Raw genomic sequence first — 18,156 nt, 5'->3', positions numbered from 1 at the left:
TGTCTTTGTATAGCTGCGCTTTGGTCGAATAAGAAGCCTTTCATGACGTAAGTAGTCAAAAAGTGCATCTCTACCCAGCTTAATGCCAGCCTTTATCAGCTTTGGTTTGAGTAAAAAGTGTAGCTTTCCCGTTCCAATTCGAGGCATATAACGGCGCAACTCTAGGACCATTTCCTTTACTGGTTGGATTTCTATTTTCCGCGCAGTTGTTCGTTTCTCTCTTTGGTAAACACTTTGTCTCGATATTCCACATAAGCGGCAGACTCTGGCTAAACTGAGTCCTTTCTGTTTTTGAAGGCTTCTCGCTCCTTGGCAAGATACTTTTTTCTCAGGTTTGTCCCATGCTCAGAGTCAAGAATATCGACGACTTCATTCAAGAACAGGTTTCTTATCCGCTCGTCTTCGAGTTCTCTTTCAAGACGTTTAATTTTTTGAGCGGGTGACTCATTCGGCTTTGTAGTTTTATACATGGCGTTCTTCCTTGGGTTATGCGTCCAATCCATTTTTTCATGCTTTCTTAGCCAAGTTAAAACGGTTGAGCGACCTTGGATACCATAAACAGCTTGCGCTTGTTTGTAGGTCATTTCGCCTTTTTCCACGGCATCAACGACCTGTAATTTAAAGCCTAGTGTGTAATCACGCTGAGTGCGCTTAATGTAGGATGTATTTGAAGTTGTCATAATTAGTCCTCAATGTGTAAACACATTTCAGGACGAGACAGAAAAAGAATTGAAAAAGACCGAGCCAGTGCTCGGTCTTTTTTATTTAAATAACTTCTCTGCGCGAACTGGGGCGCTAAAGCGGAAGCCTTGTCCGTAGATACAGCCGCGCTCGAATAGGTATTGAGCTTGCTCGTCGGTTTCGATGCCTTCTGCGACCACTTTCAATGACAGGGTTTGTCCCATCGCGATGATTGCATTCACGATCGCATTGCTGTCGGTATTGCTTGGAACATCGCTTACGAAAGAGCGGTCGATCTTCAATTTGTTGATTGGCAAACCTTTGAGGTAAGACAGTGACGAGTAACCGGTGCCAAAGTCATCAAGAGAGATTTCAATGCCGAGCTCGCGCAGCAAGTTGAGTGATGCGATGGCTTGTTGTGGGTCGATAAGTAGGAAACTCTCTGTGATTTCCAACTCTAGACGGTGCGCCGGGAATCCGGTCTCTTTGAGAATCCCCCCAAGTTTGCTGATGAAGTCTGATTGTTGTAGCTGAAGAGCCGATACGTTTACCGCGAGCTTGCCAAATTCAATGCCGTTATCCAACCACGCGCGACCTTGCAAGCAAGCTTGCTCCAAGACCCATTTACCAATGCTTTGAATCAAGCCGGTTTTCTCTGCAATCGGGATAAAATCTGCCGGAGAAATCATTCCAAGATCGGGATGTTGCCAGCGTAGCAGGGCTTCTACGCCCACCAGTTCATTGGCGTTTAAGTTGTATTGCGGTTGGTAAGCTAAATGAAGTTGGTTCTTCTCAATCGCTTCATGCAAAGCAGACTGCATACGCACGTGAGACACGGATTTGTCGGTCAAATCTGGTGAGTAGAATGCGTAGCCGTTGCGACCATTTTTCTTCGCCAAGTACATGGCGGTATCGGCGTTCTTGAGCAAGGTTTCGCTGTCTTGTCCGTCTTGTGGGTAACGCGCCACGCCTACGCTGGTGGAGATGCGCAGAGATTCGTTCTTGCTGACTTCAAAAGGACGATTGAACAGGCAGAGTATGTCCTCAATAGTGTCGATCAGCTGCGAATCCGATTCGATATTCGGCAATATGATGACAAACTCATCGCCACCGATACGTGCCACATGAGCGCGTAAGTGCAGCACATCTTGCAGACGTTCAGCGAGTTTAGTCAGCAGTTGGTCACCACAGAAGTGCCCCATGCTGTCGTTGATGTGCTTGAAGTGGTCGATATCAAGGAACAGAGTCGCAAACGCGTGTTGATGTTTCTGACCGTTCTCAATGTGCTGTTCTAGTAAGCTGATCAAATGGGTACGGTTAGGAAGGTTGGTCAATGGATCGTAAAACGCCATGCGTTGCAGCTTTTCTTCGTGCGCTTTACGTACCGAGATGTCTTCGAACACACAAATGTAGTTGATCAAATGGTTCTTATCGTCCATCACCGCACTGATGGTGGCGAGCTGTGGATAAATGCTGCCATCTTTTTTACGGTTGATGAACTCGCCTTTCCACTGACCTTTGCTTTCTAGCTGACGCCACAACTGTTGATAAAACTCGCGGTCGTGATGCCCAGAACGCAAGATATTCGGGTTCTTACCGATCACTTCTTCTGCTGCATAACCAGTGATGTGGGTGAAGGCGCTGTTTACATCAAGAATGTTGGCTTTGCGGTCAGTGATCACCATCCCTTCGTGGGAGTTATCGAAGATTTTCGATGCCAATGACAACTGAGTCTCCACCATTTTTCGGCGAGTGACGTTGCGTGTCATACCCAAAATACCAATTAGCTCTCCGGTTTGATTACGGATTGGCGATTTGATGGTTTCCAACCAGGTTGGGTTGTTGTTGTCATCAATTAGGGTGCACTCTTCCACCGTGTTTTGGCTGCCCGTTGCGATCACCAACTGGTCGGTATCAATGAACTTTTTCGCTCGACGGCTGCTGAATAACTCGAAATCATTCTTGCCAACGATTTCACTGCCCGTCATTTGCCAAGAGTCTTCAACGCTGCGGTTGGTCATCGCGTAGCGACCATCGGTGCTTTTTATCCACGTGTGGTCTTCTAAGCAATCAATGAATTCTTGCAGGGATGGCAGTAAGTCTGGTAATTGAACATCGTGACGCAGCTGCTCTTTATGGTAAGTCTGAGCAACATCAAAGCCGACGCGTCCAGCCAATGCGCTTAACCATCCAGAAATGACAGTATCTTGCTCAGTTGGATGAACCAACGCAAAGGCAGCAAACAGCTCACCGCTTGGCAGCCATACAGGGCAGTAGCTCAAGGTTTGGTTTTGGAAGGGCGTTTGTTCAACAACAAGCTGAGGGTAGGTAAAGTGCTCAGTGGCAGGTTCGAGAATCGCGACGGCTTCACGATGATGTTGCGGCGATGTCGCCACCTCACTCAAGCGCCATTGGCGAGTGTAGCTGAAAGTATAAAGCTGACCGTGCGCCTGTGTGGCATCACAGCATTGTTGTAGAGCCTGTTTCCAGTCTGTCATCAATGCAGGGGAGATAGCGAAGCGAAACATAATTAATAAAGCATCCTGAAACGCCCTTGGAATAGTATGGTGAACATCTGACTCAGCGTTCATATCGGGCTTTGGCTATATCGTATCCAAAGCCCGAACAAATCCAAGCAAGGAACACTTCATTAATCGAGTAAACTGTTAGCTAGCTCTCTTTTTTATAAATCGTGTCTCATTTTTGCAATAGTTTCGGACGTTATTATTGAGCGGTATTCGTCTGTTTTTGCTTTTTGCCGAACTTCACTTGTTGAATCACCAAGCCGCTGATGATCAGCACTAAGCCAATCAAAGTGGATGGGTGAATCTCTTCACCAATGATGGTGGCAAGCAGCATGAGCGAGATGAATGGTGAAGCGAAAATTAGGTTGCTGATGCGTGCGGTGTTCTCGGTGAGTTTGAGTGCCGTTAGCCACAATACGAAAGTTACGCCCATCTCAAACAGACCAACATAAGTCACTGCAGCCCAACCTTTCGGGGTGATTTGGCTCCAGTCCGCGCCTTCATAAATGCTTAAACCAATCGCAAACGGAATCGCAACCAGAAAGCCCAATAGCACGCCCACCACAGGATCGGCTTTGTTTTTGGTGTTGAGAATCCAGTAACTTGCCCAAAGCAAAGTTGAAAGTAGCGCTAACCCCACACCAAGCGGACTTTCGAATTCCAGTCCGAGCACGTTGCCTTTGGTGGCAATTACGATGACGCCCAAATAACTAAAACCACAAGCAATCCAGTCTTTATTGCGGATCTTCTGACCCAAGAAAACCGCCGCCATCAAGGTGAGTGTGATCGCCCAGCTGTAGTTGATTGCCTGCGCTTGGGAGGCTGGCAGTAAGTCGTAGGCTTTAAACAAGATGAGGTAGTACGCCAGTGGGTTAATCAATCCGAGCAGTAAGTAGTACCAAGGATTGGCAAGAAACGTTGAACTGAGCTGATTCAACTTGCCCTGCACGCCACATACCACGATAAGTGCGATAGCCGAGACAATACTCGCCATGGTCAGCATCTGAATCGGTGAGAATTCCGCCAAAGTCAATTTAAATGCGGTCGCTACTGTTGACCAAAGTAATACCGCTGATAGCCCAAATCCTAGGGCGCGATGCTCGTTCATGATGCCTCTGTGTGATGATGTACCGCTCATCGCTGTTGGTTTGAGCAGGTGTGAGTATGTTGTACGGAGCGCCTAGTGTATGCGAGGATTTTTCATCCAACAAACTGGACATTTATCCAGTATATAAATACCATTATTAAAGATAAAAAACACAGGCTAACTCGCTATTATGCAATGGATTCTTGAGCATCAATCTCTCATTCTGTCTTCTCTTTTTACCGCGACCATCAGCGGTGTTGCAGTGGGTTGGTGGGTTAAACAACGCTTTGCCACACAAACTCAATTGCTCGAACAACAGCTCTCCTCTGAAAAACAGCTTCATCAACAACAACTTGAACAAGTGAAGCAAAGTCTCGCTGAAGCACAGCAAGAATTGGATGAGCTTGATGACGAGCGCGATAAAGCGGCATTCGAGGTGCGCCAAACTCACGGTAAATTGATGGCGGCGATGGAAAAGCTGCGCTATTTCGAAGCAGTGAAACAGGAGCGTCAGCAGTATTTTGATGAGCTAGGGCAGATGCGAGAGCACAAATCGCGCCTTGAAACCCAACTTGGTGAGCAGCAAGCGCGCCACGAGCAAATCAACCAAGCCAATGCAGAAAAACTGCAAATTCTTGAGCAAGCAGAAGTGCGTTTGAAGCAGCAATTTGAACACTTAGCGAATCAGTTATTTGAAGAGAAAACCGCCAAAGTCGACATGCAAAACCGTCAGAGTTTGGAAGGTTTGCTGTCTCCACTTAAAGAGCAGTTAGAAGGGTTCAAAAAGCAAGTCAACGACAGCTTTAGTCAAGAAGCCAAAGAGCGTCACACCTTGGTGCATGAGTTGAAGAACCTGCAACGCTTGAACGAGCACATGACCCGAGAAGCGGTCAATCTGACTCAAGCTCTGAAAGGTGACAACAAGCAGCAGGGCAACTGGGGTGAAGTGGTTCTGGCTCGTGTATTGGCAGAATCTGGTTTACGTGAAGGGCACGAGTACCAAACTCAGGTGAGCTTGCAAAACGAAGCGGGCAAACGCTATCAACCGGATGTGATTGTTCACTTACCGCAAAACAAACAAGTGGTGGTTGATTCAAAAATGGCGCTGGTGGCGTACGAGCGCTACTTCAACGCAGAGAGCGACATTCAACGAGAGCAGGCGTTGAGCGATCACTTAGCCGCGCTGCGCGCCCACATCAAAGGCTTGAGCCTTAAAGATTACCATCAGCTAAAAGGCATCCAGAGCTTAGACTACGTATTGATGTTTATTCCGGTAGAGCCAGCATTCCAAGTCGCGATTCAAGCCGACCCAAGCTTGGTTAAAGATGCGATGGAACAAAACATTATTTTGGTCAGCCCTACCACTTTGCTGGTGGCGCTACGTACGATAGATAATTTGTGGCGTAACGAGCGTCAAAACGAAAACGCCCAATTGATCGCGGAACGAGCGGCGAAGCTGTACGACAAACTACGCTTGTTCATTGATGACATGGAAGGGCTGGGCGGCGCATTAGACAAAGCCAACCAAACGTACCAAGGGGCAATGAATAAGCTAGCGACAGGGCGTGGCAACGTGATTCGTCAAGCGGAAAGCTTTAAGCAACTAGGAGTGGAAGTAAAACGTCCAATCTCGCCAGATCTTGCTCAGTTGGCGCAGACAGAGTCATTTTCGGAAAATGCTTCTTTAGTAGAAAGACATCCGGCTGAGGATAAAGTAAACTAATCGCCCGCAGTACAGTGGGCGACCCTATTTGTTATCAACCGCCCCGAAGTGAGAAAGTGCTGCCCAAGAGGAATCAGAATGACGGACACAAGTGTGCAATCAAATACAGCGTTAGATAACGACACTACCCACTTTGGTTTTACCACAGTGGCAAAAGACGAAAAAGTGACCAAAGTTGCCGAAGTTTTCCACTCAGTGGCAGCAAAATACGACATCATGAATGACCTGATGTCAGGTGGCGTTCATCGCCTTTGGAAGCGTTTTACTATTGATTGCAGTGGCGCTCGTCCGGGACAACGCGTTCTCGATCTAGGTGGTGGTACTGGCGATTTAACGGCGAAATTCTCGCGCATTGTTGGCGACCAAGGTCACGTGATCCTAGCGGACATCAACAACTCAATGCTGAATGTGGGTCGTGACAAACTGCGCGACAACGGCATTGTGGGTAACGTGCATTACGTTCAAGCGAACGCAGAAGAACTGCCATTCCCAGATGATTACTTCGACGTGATCACGATTAGCTTCTGTCTACGTAACGTCACCGATAAAGACAAAGCGCTGCGCTCTATGTTCCGCGTATTGAAGCCAGGTGGTCGTTTGTTGGTGCTTGAGTTCTCAAAACCAATCCTAGACCCACTATCAAAAGTGTACGACGCGTACTCATTCCACCTATTGCCAAAAATGGGTGAACTAGTGGCGAATGACGCAGACAGCTACCGTTACCTAGCAGAATCTATCCGCATGCACCCAGATCAAGACACGCTGGAAGGCATGATGAAAGAAGCGGGCTTCGAAAACACCAAATACTACAACCTAACGGGCGGTATTGTGGCGCTGCACCGCGGCTACAAATTCTAAGGATAAGCGGTATGCCATTTGAACCTCTTATCACTGCCGTTATTGAAACGACACTAAATACGCTGATTAAAGACGATCCTGAATTGGGTCGTCGTTTGTCACGTCTTAAAGGTCAGGTGATTCAAATTCATCTGAAAGAAATCAATAAGACACTGACGTTCATCTTCAGCCAGCAAATCGATGTTTTGGGCAACTACGAAGGTCAGCCAGATTGTTATCTGTCACTGAATCTAAGCGTCCTGCCTGAGTTGCGCGATCAAGCCAACATCACTCGCCTTATCAAGCAAGATAAACTTGAACTTGAAGGTGACATCCAATTGGCACAGAAATTCTCTCAATTGATGGTGGATTGCAAACCTGATATCGAAGAGTGGCTGTCTCGCGTAACAGGTGATGTCGTGGCTCATACTTTTGTGCAAGGTACCAAGAACGTCGGCGGTTTCTTTGCTTCTCAAGCAGAAAAACACCAGCGTCATCTTGCTCAAGTAGTAACTGAAGAGTGGAAACTGGCACCAGCACCGCTAGAAATTGCCCACTTCTGTGACCAAGTGGATGACGTTCGTAGCCAAGCTTCTCGCGTTGAAGCGCGTCTAAACGCATTACTAAACAAGTTCGATTCGGATAAGCCTGCGCTGGAGAACTCATGACGCCAGCAGAAATAAAGCGCTTATACCACATCATTAAAGTTCAGCTGGAATACGGCTTGGATGAGTTGTTGCCCGATCATCAACTGACCAAAGCGCCGCTTTTGATGCGCAAAAGCCTATTCTGGATGAAGAACAAGCACCCAGAAAAACCGCTGGGTGAACGCCTTCGTCTCGCTCTACAAGAACTTGGTCCAGTTTGGATTAAGTTCGGTCAGATGATGTCGACTCGCCGTGACCTTTTCCCTCCGCATATCGCTGATCCTCTTGCACTTTTGCAAGACCAAGTTGCGCCATTTGATGGGCAGTTAGCGAAAGAACAAATGGAACTCGCTCTGGGCGATCCATTAGAAAACTGGTTTACTGAATTCGATATCAAACCGTTAGCGTCTGCGTCGATTGCTCAGGTACATACGGCCCGATTAAAAGACACTAACCAAGAAGTGGTATTAAAGGTCATCCGTCCAGATATTCGTCCGGTCATTGATTCAGATCTAAAACTGATGCACCGAATGGCGCGTATAGTCGCCGGAGCGATGCCTGAAGCACGTCGTTTGAAACCAGTTGAAGTGGTTCGTGAGTACGAAAAAACCTTACTTGATGAACTCGATTTGCGTCGTGAAGCGGCGAACGCGATCCAACTGCGTCGCAACTTCGAAGGCAGTGAAGAGCTTTACGTACCAGAAGTTTTTCCTGACTTTAGTAATGAAACTGTCATGGTTTCTGAGCGAATATATGGTATCCAAGTCTCTGATATTGAAGGCTTGGAAGCGAATGGCACCAATATGAAATTGCTCGCAGAACGCGGGGTGAGTGTGTTCTTCACTCAGGTGTTCCGAGACAGCTTTTTCCATGCCGACATGCACCCGGGCAACGTGTTCGTTAAGCCGGAGCATCCAGAGAATCCGATGTGGATTGGGCTGGATTGCGGGATCGTTGGTACACTTAATAGTGAAGACAAACGTTATCTGGCGGAAAACTTCCTCGCTTTCTTCAATCGTGACTACCGCCGCGTAGCGGAGTTGCACGTTGATTCGGGGTGGGTACCTGCCGATACCAATGTCGATGAATTTGAATTTGCGATTCGCATTGTGTGTGAGCCAATCTTTGCTAAACCACTGTGTGAAATCTCTTTCGGTCACGTACTGTTGAACCTATTTAACACTGCGCGTCGATTCAATATGGAAGTGCAGCCGCAGCTTGTATTGCTACAAAAAACGCTGTTGTACGTCGAAGGACTGGGTCGCCAGTTGTACCCGCAACTAGATTTGTGGGAGACCGCGAAACCGTTCCTTGAAGAATGGATGATGAACCAAGTCGGTCCGCAAGCTTTAGTGAATGCCATTAAAGACCGCGCGCCGTTTTGGGCAGAGAAGTTACCGGAACTGCCGGAGCTGCTTTACGATAGCCTTAAACAAGGTAAAGCCATGAATCAACGCATGGATCAGCTTTACCAAGGTTACCGTCACAGCAAGCGTCAGCAGGCGACAGGAAAGTTTTTATTTGGCGTTGGAGCCACTTTAGTCGTATGCTCGGCAATATTGGTGGATAACGCTTATGAGCAGCTATCGATCGCTAGCGGTATCGCAGGGGTCACATTTTGGTTGCTTAGTTGGCGAGCTTATCGTCGATAGACGTTAAACTCTTGAAATAATTTTGTTTAAAGACCCGAGGTAAAAAGAATGGGTGGTATCAGTGTTTGGCAACTTCTAATCATTGCTGTAATTGTTGTATTGCTATTCGGAACTAAGAAACTACGCGGTATCGGTGGCGATCTGGGTGGTGCCGTTAAGGGCTTCAAAAAAGCAATGAGCGAAGATGAGCCTGCGAAGAAAGACGACAAAGACGCAGACTTCGAGCCAAAAAGTCTAGAAGAGCAGCAAAAGAAAGAAGCAGCTCCTGAATCGAAAAAAGACAAAGAGCAGGCGTAAAACGTGTTTGATATCGGTTTTTGGGAACTGGTATTAATATCTGTTGTTGGTCTGGTTGTTCTTGGTCCAGAGCGTTTGCCACATGCCATCCGCAGTGTCTCTCGTTTTGTCGGAGCAGCTAAGAGTATGGCAAATAGCGTCAAAGACGAGTTGTCACACGAGCTGAAAGTTCAAGAACTGCAAGAAAACTTGCGCAAAGCTGAGCAAATGGGGATGGATGATCTATCTCCTGAGCTGAAATCTTCGGTCGAAGAATTGAAGAAAGCGGCGCAATCTGTAAACCGCCCTTACGCGGAGCCAACCAAATCAGAAGCGGAGCCTAAACAAGAGGCACCAGCGACTGAAACCGTTGAGAAAGCGGAAGAGATTAAGGTTACAGCGGCAGATAAGAAAGCCGAATAGTCTCATTAGGAGGAGCTACTAGTGATTGGTAGCTCCTTTTTGATCAGGTTTTAAAAAAGAGGTTTGCCATGTCTACCGTCGAGCAGACACAACCTTTAATTAGTCATTTATTAGAACTTCGCAACCGACTGCTTAAAGCCATTGCTGCAGTACTGGTGGTGTTTGTTGGACTAATTTACTTCTCTAACCACATCTACGAGTTTGTTTCAGCGCCTTTGGTAGAACGCCTACCTGAAGGTGCAACGATGATCGCAACTGATGTGGCTTCACCGTTTTTCACACCTTTGAAGCTAACCTTGATTGCTTCGGTGTTTATTGCGGTGCCGTTTATCTTGTACCAAGTATGGGCTTTTGTCGCGCCAGGTTTGTACAAGCATGAACGTCGATTGATCATGCCATTGCTGTTCTCTAGCTCACTGTTGTTCTACTGCGGTGTGGCGTTTGCCTACTTCGTGGTATTCCCGCTGGTGTTTGGCTTCTTTACCGCTATCTCTCTTGGTGGGGTAGAGTTCGCAACCGACATCTCAAGTTACCTCGACTTTGTGCTGGCGCTGTTTATGGCGTTTGGTATCGCGTTTGAAGTACCTGTAGCGATCATCTTGCTATGTTGGACTGGCGCGACCACACCACAAGATCTGAAAGAGAAACGTCCATACATTATCGTGTGTGCGTTTATTGTCGGTATGTTACTTACACCACCAGACATGATCTCTCAGACCCTACTGGCAATCCCTATGTGTTTGCTGTTTGAGGTGGGTTTGTTCTTCGCTCGTTTCTACACACGTAAAGATGAAGCAGAAGAGACGGAAGCTGAAGAGTAACCTTTGCTTCGTACTATAGAAAAGCGGCTTTGTTATAGCCGCTTTTTTTGTATTTTCAAAACCTAGCCAAGTTATCTCACGCGCTTTATGTATCCACATCGTGAGCAAACATACACCTCTTTAATCCCCACTAATTTCTCCCAAAGCCTGCGTTGACGACGTTGTAAGTAACCTCCATGTTTGCACATATATATCCCTACTTTTATTGTTGTTTATTTGGAAGACTTTATGTGATGTTAATTCCAATGTTAAATGAGGCTTCTATATGTGATTCAGTAGGTTATCTACCAAATCAATACGGTCACATTTAACAGAATAAAGTTCCAATTAGTTGGGGTGGAAGTATGGTGCACGTTTTAAACGAGTTTAAAGGTTGTTAGGTGGAGTGAGTTTGACTGTGTAACGACTTGTAATTATTGAAGGTGTGAGAGAGCGGGAAAGGCGACCCATGAAGAGCCGCCTTATTGCGGTTGGATTGGACTGAGCCAATTATCTCAGCTTAAGGACATGCCCACATTTAGAGCAGACATATACTTCCTTAATGCCTAAGATTTTTTCTAGAAAAGTTCGTTGCCGACGTTTTAGGTAGATTCCATGTTCACACATTATATGACTTCCATATTCATTTTTATGAGTATGCGTGAGCAAGTATAGGTAAAGATTTTGTCTTGTTTACGAGACTGAGGAATTTGTTAAGACTCTCTCTTAACGTATGCGATGTTCATTATGTTTTTGTGTAAGTGTCTTGTTTGTCACTAATTTACATAACAATTCTGAACCATTGTCTCGTTGTTACTTCACTTTAATGATATATCCGCATTTAGTGCACACGTAGAGCTCTTTGATGCCCATAAGCTTTTGCAGTAGGGTGCGTTTTTGACGTTTTAAGTAAATACCATGTTGGCAAGTATTCATCGATTGCCCACCTTGTCGAATGTGTGGGCAATATTTTAAGAAGGGCAGGAGTTACATCTCAATAGCACGTTATTTATACTTTCAAATATAATGCTATGAAATATAAGAGAATGTTTGATTGTAACTTATATAAGTGCAGATCTTAGTCTAAGTTAAACAGCGCTTCTGCGTTTTTGGTCGTCAGAGCGTCAATCGCTTCAAGGCTTTCCTCGCGCAGTTCGGCCACTCGCGCCGCCACTAGAGACGTATAAGCTGGCTCGTTGCGCTTACCACGATGTGGTACCGGCGCAAGGTAAGGGCAGTCTGTTTCTAGAATCACCCAATTCATGTCCAGATGCGGGATAACCTTATCCATACCACCGTTTTTGAAGGTTGATACACCGCCCAGACCTAAGTGGAACCCAAGCGCATTGATTGCTTGCGCTTCTTCTACGCTGCCACCAAAACAGTGGAATACACCACGCAAGCTGCCGTCTTGTTCTTGACGAAGTAAAGTCAGCGTTTCTTCGATTGAGTCACGAGTGTGGATAACGACAGGTAAATTCATCTCTTTTGCCCAGTTTAACTGAGTCACAAACGCCATCTCTTGTTCTGCGCGGAAAGTTTTATCCCAGTACAGGTCGATACCGATTTCACCCACTGCAATGAAGTTATGCTTTTCAAACCAGCCGCGGATGATTTCCAGTGTTTGCTCGACATTGCCATCGACGTAACACGGATGTAGACCCATCATCGAACGACAGACCTCAGGATAAGCTGCTTCAGTTTTTAGCATCGGCTCAATAGACTCAAGATCGATGTTCGGCAGCAAAATTCTATCAATGCCTTGTTCTAAAGCGCGCTTCACTACCTCGTCGCGGTCGTTATCAAATTCGCTAGCGTAAATATGAGCGTGAGTATCGATCATGATTGGTCTCTATGGTTCATCGGTGTATGGAATTAGTGAGAAGTATACTTGAGTGTGAGTGCGGGGTCATTTTCGGTTTTTTTCATGCCGTTTTTCCATATTGCTGCTCGCAAGGTGCATCAAGAGTGATATGATTTTGCCACCAGATGATTTGATCATCGTAACCTTCCAGACAAGGAGAAAGTGGTGTCTGTATCAATTCAAGGTCCATTCCCTGCACGCCGTATGCGTCGTATGCGTAAGCACGATTTTAGTCGTCGTCTAATGGCTGAAAACCAAGTTTCAGTAAACGATTTGATTTACCCAATGTTCATTCTGATGGGTAAAGATCGTCGTGAAAGTGTTGAATCGATGCCGGGTGTAGAACGTTTGTCGATTGATTTAATGCTAGAAGAAGCACAATACCTAGCAAACCTAGGCGTACCAGCAATCGCGCTTTTCCCTGTCGTAAACCAAGACGCTAAAAGCTTATGTGCTGCTGAAGCTTACAACCCAGAAGGTTTGGTTCAGCGCGCAGTACGTGCATTAAAAGAACATGTGCCTCAAATCGGTGTGATCACAGACGTGGCACTCGACCCGTTCACGACTCACGGCCAAGATGGCATCATCGATGAAGATGGCTACGTGATGAATGATGAGACAACCGAAGTACTTGTAAAACAAGCGCTGTCTCACGCAGAAGCGGGCGCAGACGTGGTTGCACCATCAGACATGATGGATGGTCGTATCGGCAAAATCCGTGAAGCGCTAGAAGAAGCGGGTCACATCCATACTCAAATTATGGCTTACTCTGCGAAGTACGCATCAAACTACTACGGTCCATTCCGTGATGCAGTTGGTTCATCAGCGAACCTAAAAGGCGGCAACAAGAAAAACTACCAAATGGACCCTGCGAACACGGATGAAGCGCTACACGAAGTGGCTCTTGATATCAATGAAGGCGCAGACATGGTGATGGTTAAGCCAGGTATGCCTTACCTTGATGTGGTTCGTCGTGTTAAGACTGAGCTTCAAGTTCCAACGTTCGCTTACCAAGTTTCTGGTGAGTACGCGATGCATAAAGCAGCCATCATGAATGGCTGGCTGAAAGAGCGTGAGACCGTGATGGAATCTCTGCTTTGCTTCAAACGTGCCGGTGCGGATGGCATCCTGACTTACTTCGCGAAAGATGTAGCAGAGTGGTTAGCGGAAGAAAACGCACAAACTGCAGAGCACCTAGTAAAGACTCAAGAAGCGACAGACGAGTAATTATCGCTCAATGAGAAAAACCAGACCGACAATTGTTGTCGGTCTGAATATACCCAAGTAACCTCAAGACGGAATACACACGGCTTGAAGTTACTTGGGTATATTTATTTCTGGAGAGTAAGACAATGACAATGCTGATTCGTGAAGGCACGCTGGAAGAAGCGATCCAAGTGGTGGCTCGTGTTACTGAGTTTGCACGTGGTGAGACGGTTGAATCCATGGCGGAGCGCCTTGGAGAGAAAAAGAGCCTAATCTTAGTGGCTGAGAAAGCTGGGGCGATCCTTGGTTTTAAAATTGGCTACGAATTAGATGATTACACCTTCTACAGCTGGTTTGGTGGCGTGGCCCCAGAAGCGCGCAATGAAGGTGTGGCGCAGATGTTATTGGAAGCACAAGAAGATTGGGTCGCTGAGCAAGGCTACAAAACGTTAAAAGTGAAATCACGCAATCAATTTCCTGCCATGCTTCGTTTGTTGCTAAGAAATGACTATATCATTGAAAAATTTGAAGAAAAAACCAACTTGCGTGAGTCTCGAGTCCACTTCATTAAGGCGCTATAAAAAAATAAATGAGATTTTTTCTCATTTAGGTATTGACTGTTAAATGAGAATCATTATTATTAAATCTGTCTTAGGGAATGAGGAAAGTTCACAAGGACGTTGAATTGCTAATTAACTGCGGTTTATTAACTGAGTGTTGAGAAGGTAATGAAACATTTTCCCCAGAACTTGCACGAATTCTTTTTGACACGACATTGCTCACATTGCTTCCAGTGTAATTTATAGCTTCTTGGTTAAGCTGCCATATAAATGGAAATAGCTTCACCACTTCTGCTAGGCGACCCAATTGGGTCGCTTTTTTCTTTTCTGAGATTTCTAATTGACGCCTCTATTGGCAACTTTTCCACATGTCATGATCATTTTAGGATCGTTGATCTTCTCGCCTGTTGGTATTTATTTTTATTAAAAACAATGCCTTACGTTGGTGTTTTGTTGGTTTTATTTCCGTTGGATAACCAGTGGATAATTTCTATAAACAGAGTTATCCACAAGAAGGTGCAAATTTCGTGAATAACATCGGAAAATTTCCGCGACCTTGATCGAGCGAACAAGATAGATTCGGATCAGCAGTCATGGCATTCTAAGCAGATCTATTAAGTACTGATTTGGATACAGACAATTATGGCAAGTATTCCTGAAAATCCGTTGATTCTGATCGACGGCTCTTCTTATCTATATCGCGCTTTTCACGCTTACCCAGGCACGATGAGTAACGGTGAAATTCCAACTAACGCAGTTTACGGTGTAGTGAACATGTTACGCAGCATGATGCGTCAGTTTGCTTCTGATCGTATCGCAGTGGTTTTCGATGCGAAGGGTAAAACCTTCCGTGACGATATGTACCCGGAATACAAAGCGAATCGTCCACCAATGCCGGACGATCTTCGTTGCCAGATTGAACCTCTGCACAACGTTATTCGCGCTATGGGTCTGCCATTGATCTGTATTCCAGGCGTAGAAGCCGATGACGTGATTGGTACTCTGGCTTATCAAGCATCGCAACAAGGCATGCCTGTTTTGATCAGTACTGGCGATAAAGATATGGCGCAGTTGGTGGATGACAACGTTACGTTGATCAACACCATGACAAACGTTGTGATGGATCGTGAAGGTGTGGTTGAGAAGTTTGGTATCCCACCTGAATTGATCATCGACTACCTAGCGTTGATGGGCGATAAAGTCGATAACATTCCTGGCGTTCCGGGTGTGGGTGATAAAACGGCAACGGCTTTGCTGCAAGGCATTGGCGGTCTGACAAAGCTGTATGAAAACCTCGACGATATCGCTGCGCTTGGCTTCCGTGGTTCAAAAACCATGGCCAAGAAGCTAGTCGACAACAAAGACAACGCAATGCTGTCTTACGAGCTTGCCACCATCAAGCTGGATGTAGAGCTGGAAGAGACGCCAGAATCATTGCTAAAAACAGAACCAAGTACAGATGAGCTGATCAAACTGTACGGTCAGTTGACGTTCAAGTCTTGGTTGAACGAGCTATTAGAAGGCGGCACAGGTGTAGTTGAAGCGGATGAATCAACTGGCGCAGCGCGTGGAGGTTCTGCTTCATCTAAAGCAGATATGGACACCTCAGCAGTAAAAATCGACCGTAGCCAATACGAAACCATCCTAGATGAAACTTCATTTAATGCTTGGTTAGACAAACTAAAAGCGTCTGAATTATTTGCGTTTGATACCGAAACTGACAGCCTAGATTACATGGTGGCAAACTTGGTTGGTTTATCATTTGCAACTGACGAAGGCATTGCTGCTTATGTACCAGTGGCTCACGACTACCTAGATGCGCCTCAGCAGCTGGATCGTGATTGGGTACTGGAACAGTTGAAGCCGATTCTTGAAGATGAGGCTCAGGCGAAAGTCGGTCAAAACCTAAAATACGATGCGTCTGTGCTGGCTCGCTACGGCATTGATATTAAAGGCATCAAGCACGACACCATGTTGGCGTCTTACGTCTACAACAGTGTAGGCGGCAAGCACGATATGGACAGCTTGGCACTACGCTTCCTACAGCACAGCTGCATTTCATTCGAGCAAATTGCAGGTAAAGGTAAAAACCAACTGACCTTCAACCAAATCGATCTGGATGAAGCTTCACCATATGCTGCAGAAGATGCAGACGTGACACTTCGTCTACATAACCGTTTGTTTGCCAACATCGAACAAGATGAAAAGCTAAAAACCGTATACGAAGAAATCGAAATGCCACTCGTGCCAGTGCTGTCTCGCATTGAGCGCACGGGTGTGTTGATTGATGATATGAAGCTTAGCGCGCAGTCGGTAGAGATCGCGGCACGTCTGGATGAGCTTGAGCAAAAGGCGTACGAGATTGCAGAACAAGAGTTCAATATGAACTCGCCGAAGCAACTGCAAGCGCTTCTGTTTGAGAAAATGGGTCTACCAGTTATCAAGAAGACGCCATCAGGCACACCTTCTACTAATGAAGAAGTGCTGCAAGAGCTGGCTCTGGATTACCCACTACCAAAACTGATTTTGGAATACCGTGGTCTGGCGAAGCTAAAATCAACGTACACTGATAAGTTGCCGAAGATGATCAACCCATCAACGGGTCGTGTGCATACTTCTTACCACCAAGCAGTGACCGCAACGGGTCGTCTATCTTCAACCGATCCTAACTTGCAGAACATCCCAATCCGTAATGAAGAAGGTCGTCGTATTCGTCAGGCATTCGTTGCACCTACAGGTTATAAGATTCTGGCAGTCGACTACTCTCAAATTGAATTACGTATTATGGCGCACCTATCTGGTGACCAAGCGCTGCTTGATGCGTTCCGTGACGGCAAAGATATCCACGCGGCAACCGCAGCAGAAATCATGGGCGTTTCTATTGAAGACGTTTCAAGTGAGCAACGTCGCCGTGCGAAAGCGGTTAACTTCGGTCTAATCTACGGCATGAGTGCATTTGGTTTGGCGAAGCAACTGGGTATTCCTCGTGGTGAAGCACAAGCCTACATGGACAAGTACTTCGAGCGCTACCCTGGCGTGATGCAGTACATGGAAGACACGCGCAGTGCGGCTTCAGAGCAAGGCTTCGTCGAGACTATCTTTGGTCGTCGCTTGCACCTTCCTGAAATTCAATCTCGTAACGGTATGCGTCGTAAAGCGGCAGAACGTGCAGCGATCAACGCACCGATGCAAGGCACCGCAGCGGACATCATCAAGAAAGCGATGTTACTGGTTGATCAATGGATTCAAGAAGAAGGCAACGGTCGAGTGAAACTTCTGATGCAAGTACACGATGAACTGGTGTTTGAAGTTGAAGAGTCGTCTTTGTCCGAAATTGAAAGTAAAGTACAGAATTTGATGGAATCTGCAGCAGAACTGAAAGTGCCTCTAGTGGCGGAAGCGGGTCACGGTGACAACTGGGATCAAGCACACTAGTCATTTTTAAGCCAATTTATCCTATTTAGTATGAGCCAGCGCACAAACGCTGGCTTTTTTGTGTCATTAAAAAAGCAAATCACATCTGAGATTTAATGTTGCTTAATAAAACTTTCATGAAAAAAAACTACAAAAGTTCTTTGCAAATCTGACCAATTGTTGTACATTATCTCTCGTAGGGTACAGAGGTAAGATGTTCTATCTTTCAGACCTTTTGTTTCACGTTATTGGATTAGGCTGATTCAGCCGCCCCAGTCAGTTTTTGACTGGGGCGTTTTTTATTGGGCGAAAGAAAATTTTTCTTTTGGATCAGCAAGTTAAACTAAACCCTCAAAAATCTTCTCTTTTGGCCTCTCTAAGTCACTGCAAAATCTCGATTTTTCCTTCAAATTTATTGCGTTATTCATCCTGTAAATTTACGCCAGTCACACTATTATTTT

General features: G+C 46.0%; 14 protein-coding genes and 1 pseudogene. 11 read left to right on the top strand and 4 right to left on the bottom strand.

Features of this window, described 5'->3' with window-relative positions; all coding sequences use genetic code 11:
- From VCHENC03_RS28085 to VCHENC03_RS00485, 3 genes and pseudogenes are all read right to left on the bottom strand, one after another.
- A pseudogene (locus VCHENC03_RS28085) lies at nucleotides 1–680 on the bottom strand (IS3 family transposase); the annotation flags it as partial.
- 81 nt (nucleotides 681–761) lie between these two features.
- A complete protein-coding gene (locus VCHENC03_RS00480) occupies nucleotides 762–3,209 on the bottom strand; it encodes a sensor domain-containing protein (protein ID WP_009707996.1) in 2,448 nt (815 codons plus the stop codon).
- A 196-nt stretch (nucleotides 3,210–3,405) separates the two neighbouring features.
- Nucleotides 3,406–4,314 (bottom strand): DMT family transporter, encoded by a 909-nt coding sequence (locus VCHENC03_RS00485; protein ID WP_032803156.1) that lies wholly within the window; start codon nucleotides 4,312–4,314, stop codon nucleotides 3,406–3,408.
- 169 nt (nucleotides 4,315–4,483) lie between these two features.
- Here VCHENC03_RS00485 and rmuC point away from each other — a divergent pair, with 169 nt between their 5' ends.
- From rmuC to tatC, 7 genes are all read left to right on the top strand, one after another.
- A complete protein-coding gene (gene rmuC, locus VCHENC03_RS00490; RefSeq protein WP_009707994.1) occupies nucleotides 4,484–6,016 on the top strand; it encodes a DNA recombination protein RmuC in 1,533 nt (510 codons plus the stop codon).
- 78 nt (nucleotides 6,017–6,094) lie between these two features.
- Nucleotides 6,095–6,874, top strand: coding sequence for a bifunctional demethylmenaquinone methyltransferase/2-methoxy-6-polyprenyl-1,4-benzoquinol methylase UbiE (gene ubiE, locus VCHENC03_RS00495; protein ID WP_005434558.1), 780 nt, complete (start codon nucleotides 6,095–6,097; stop codon nucleotides 6,872–6,874).
- An 11-nt stretch (nucleotides 6,875–6,885) separates the two neighbouring features.
- Nucleotides 6,886–7,521 (top strand): ubiquinone biosynthesis accessory factor UbiJ, encoded by a 636-nt coding sequence (locus VCHENC03_RS00500; protein WP_005448553.1) that lies wholly within the window; start codon nucleotides 6,886–6,888, stop codon nucleotides 7,519–7,521.
- On the top strand, nucleotides 7,518–9,152 hold the full coding sequence (gene ubiB / locus VCHENC03_RS00505; RefSeq protein WP_009707993.1) for a ubiquinone biosynthesis regulatory protein kinase UbiB: 1,635 nt from the start codon (nucleotides 7,518–7,520) through the stop codon (nucleotides 9,150–9,152). Before VCHENC03_RS00500 ends, ubiB begins: the two co-directional genes overlap by 4 nt.
- 48 nt (nucleotides 9,153–9,200) lie before the next feature.
- On the top strand, nucleotides 9,201–9,449 hold the full coding sequence (gene tatA / locus VCHENC03_RS00510; RefSeq protein WP_005429959.1) for a Sec-independent protein translocase subunit TatA: 249 nt from the start codon (nucleotides 9,201–9,203) through the stop codon (nucleotides 9,447–9,449).
- A 3-nt stretch (nucleotides 9,450–9,452) separates the two neighbouring features.
- Nucleotides 9,453–9,851: a Sec-independent protein translocase protein TatB gene (gene tatB, locus VCHENC03_RS00515; RefSeq protein ID WP_005430029.1), complete on the top strand. Its 399-nt coding sequence runs from the start codon at nucleotides 9,453–9,455 to the stop codon at nucleotides 9,849–9,851.
- Between the two features lie 68 nt (nucleotides 9,852–9,919).
- The gene (gene tatC / locus VCHENC03_RS00520) at nucleotides 9,920–10,672 is read left to right on the top strand and encodes a twin-arginine translocase subunit TatC (RefSeq protein ID WP_005434551.1); all 753 of its coding nucleotides are present in this window, start codon (nucleotides 9,920–9,922) and stop codon (nucleotides 10,670–10,672) included.
- A gap of 1,057 nt (nucleotides 10,673–11,729) precedes the next feature.
- Here the strand turns inward: tatC and VCHENC03_RS00525 are convergent.
- Nucleotides 11,730–12,494 (bottom strand): TatD family hydrolase, encoded by a 765-nt coding sequence (locus VCHENC03_RS00525; protein WP_009707991.1) that lies wholly within the window; start codon nucleotides 12,492–12,494, stop codon nucleotides 11,730–11,732.
- 186 nt (nucleotides 12,495–12,680) lie between these two features.
- Here VCHENC03_RS00525 and hemB point away from each other — a divergent pair, with 186 nt between their 5' ends.
- The 4 genes from hemB (at nucleotide 12,681) to VCHENC03_RS28245 (ending at nucleotide 17,957) form a co-directional block, all read left to right on the top strand.
- Nucleotides 12,681–13,742 carry a porphobilinogen synthase gene (hemB, locus tag VCHENC03_RS00530; protein ID WP_009707990.1) on the top strand — a complete coding sequence of 354 codons (1,062 nt, stop codon included), beginning with the start codon at nucleotides 12,681–12,683 and terminating at the stop codon, nucleotides 13,740–13,742.
- Between the two features lie 125 nt (nucleotides 13,743–13,867).
- The gene (locus VCHENC03_RS00535) at nucleotides 13,868–14,302 is read left to right on the top strand and encodes a GNAT family N-acetyltransferase (RefSeq protein ID WP_009707989.1); all 435 of its coding nucleotides are present in this window, start codon (nucleotides 13,868–13,870) and stop codon (nucleotides 14,300–14,302) included.
- A gap of 621 nt (nucleotides 14,303–14,923) precedes the next feature.
- Nucleotides 14,924–17,716, top strand: a complete 2,793-nt coding sequence (polA, locus tag VCHENC03_RS00540) for a DNA polymerase I (RefSeq protein ID WP_009707988.1) — start codon at nucleotides 14,924–14,926, stop codon at nucleotides 17,714–17,716.
- 193 nt (nucleotides 17,717–17,909) lie between these two features.
- Nucleotides 17,910–17,957: a hypothetical protein gene (locus VCHENC03_RS28245; protein WP_438356636.1), complete on the top strand. Its 48-nt coding sequence runs from the start codon at nucleotides 17,910–17,912 to the stop codon at nucleotides 17,955–17,957.
- Nucleotides 17,958–18,156: the final 199 nt, after the last annotated feature.

This window comes from Vibrio sp. HENC-03, assembly GCF_000305755.2.
Classification (GTDB): domain Bacteria; phylum Pseudomonadota; class Gammaproteobacteria; order Enterobacterales; family Vibrionaceae; genus Vibrio; species Vibrio owensii.
The sequence above is the reverse complement of the archived record's forward strand: the minus strand, read 5'-3'. Positions and strand labels throughout refer to the sequence as shown.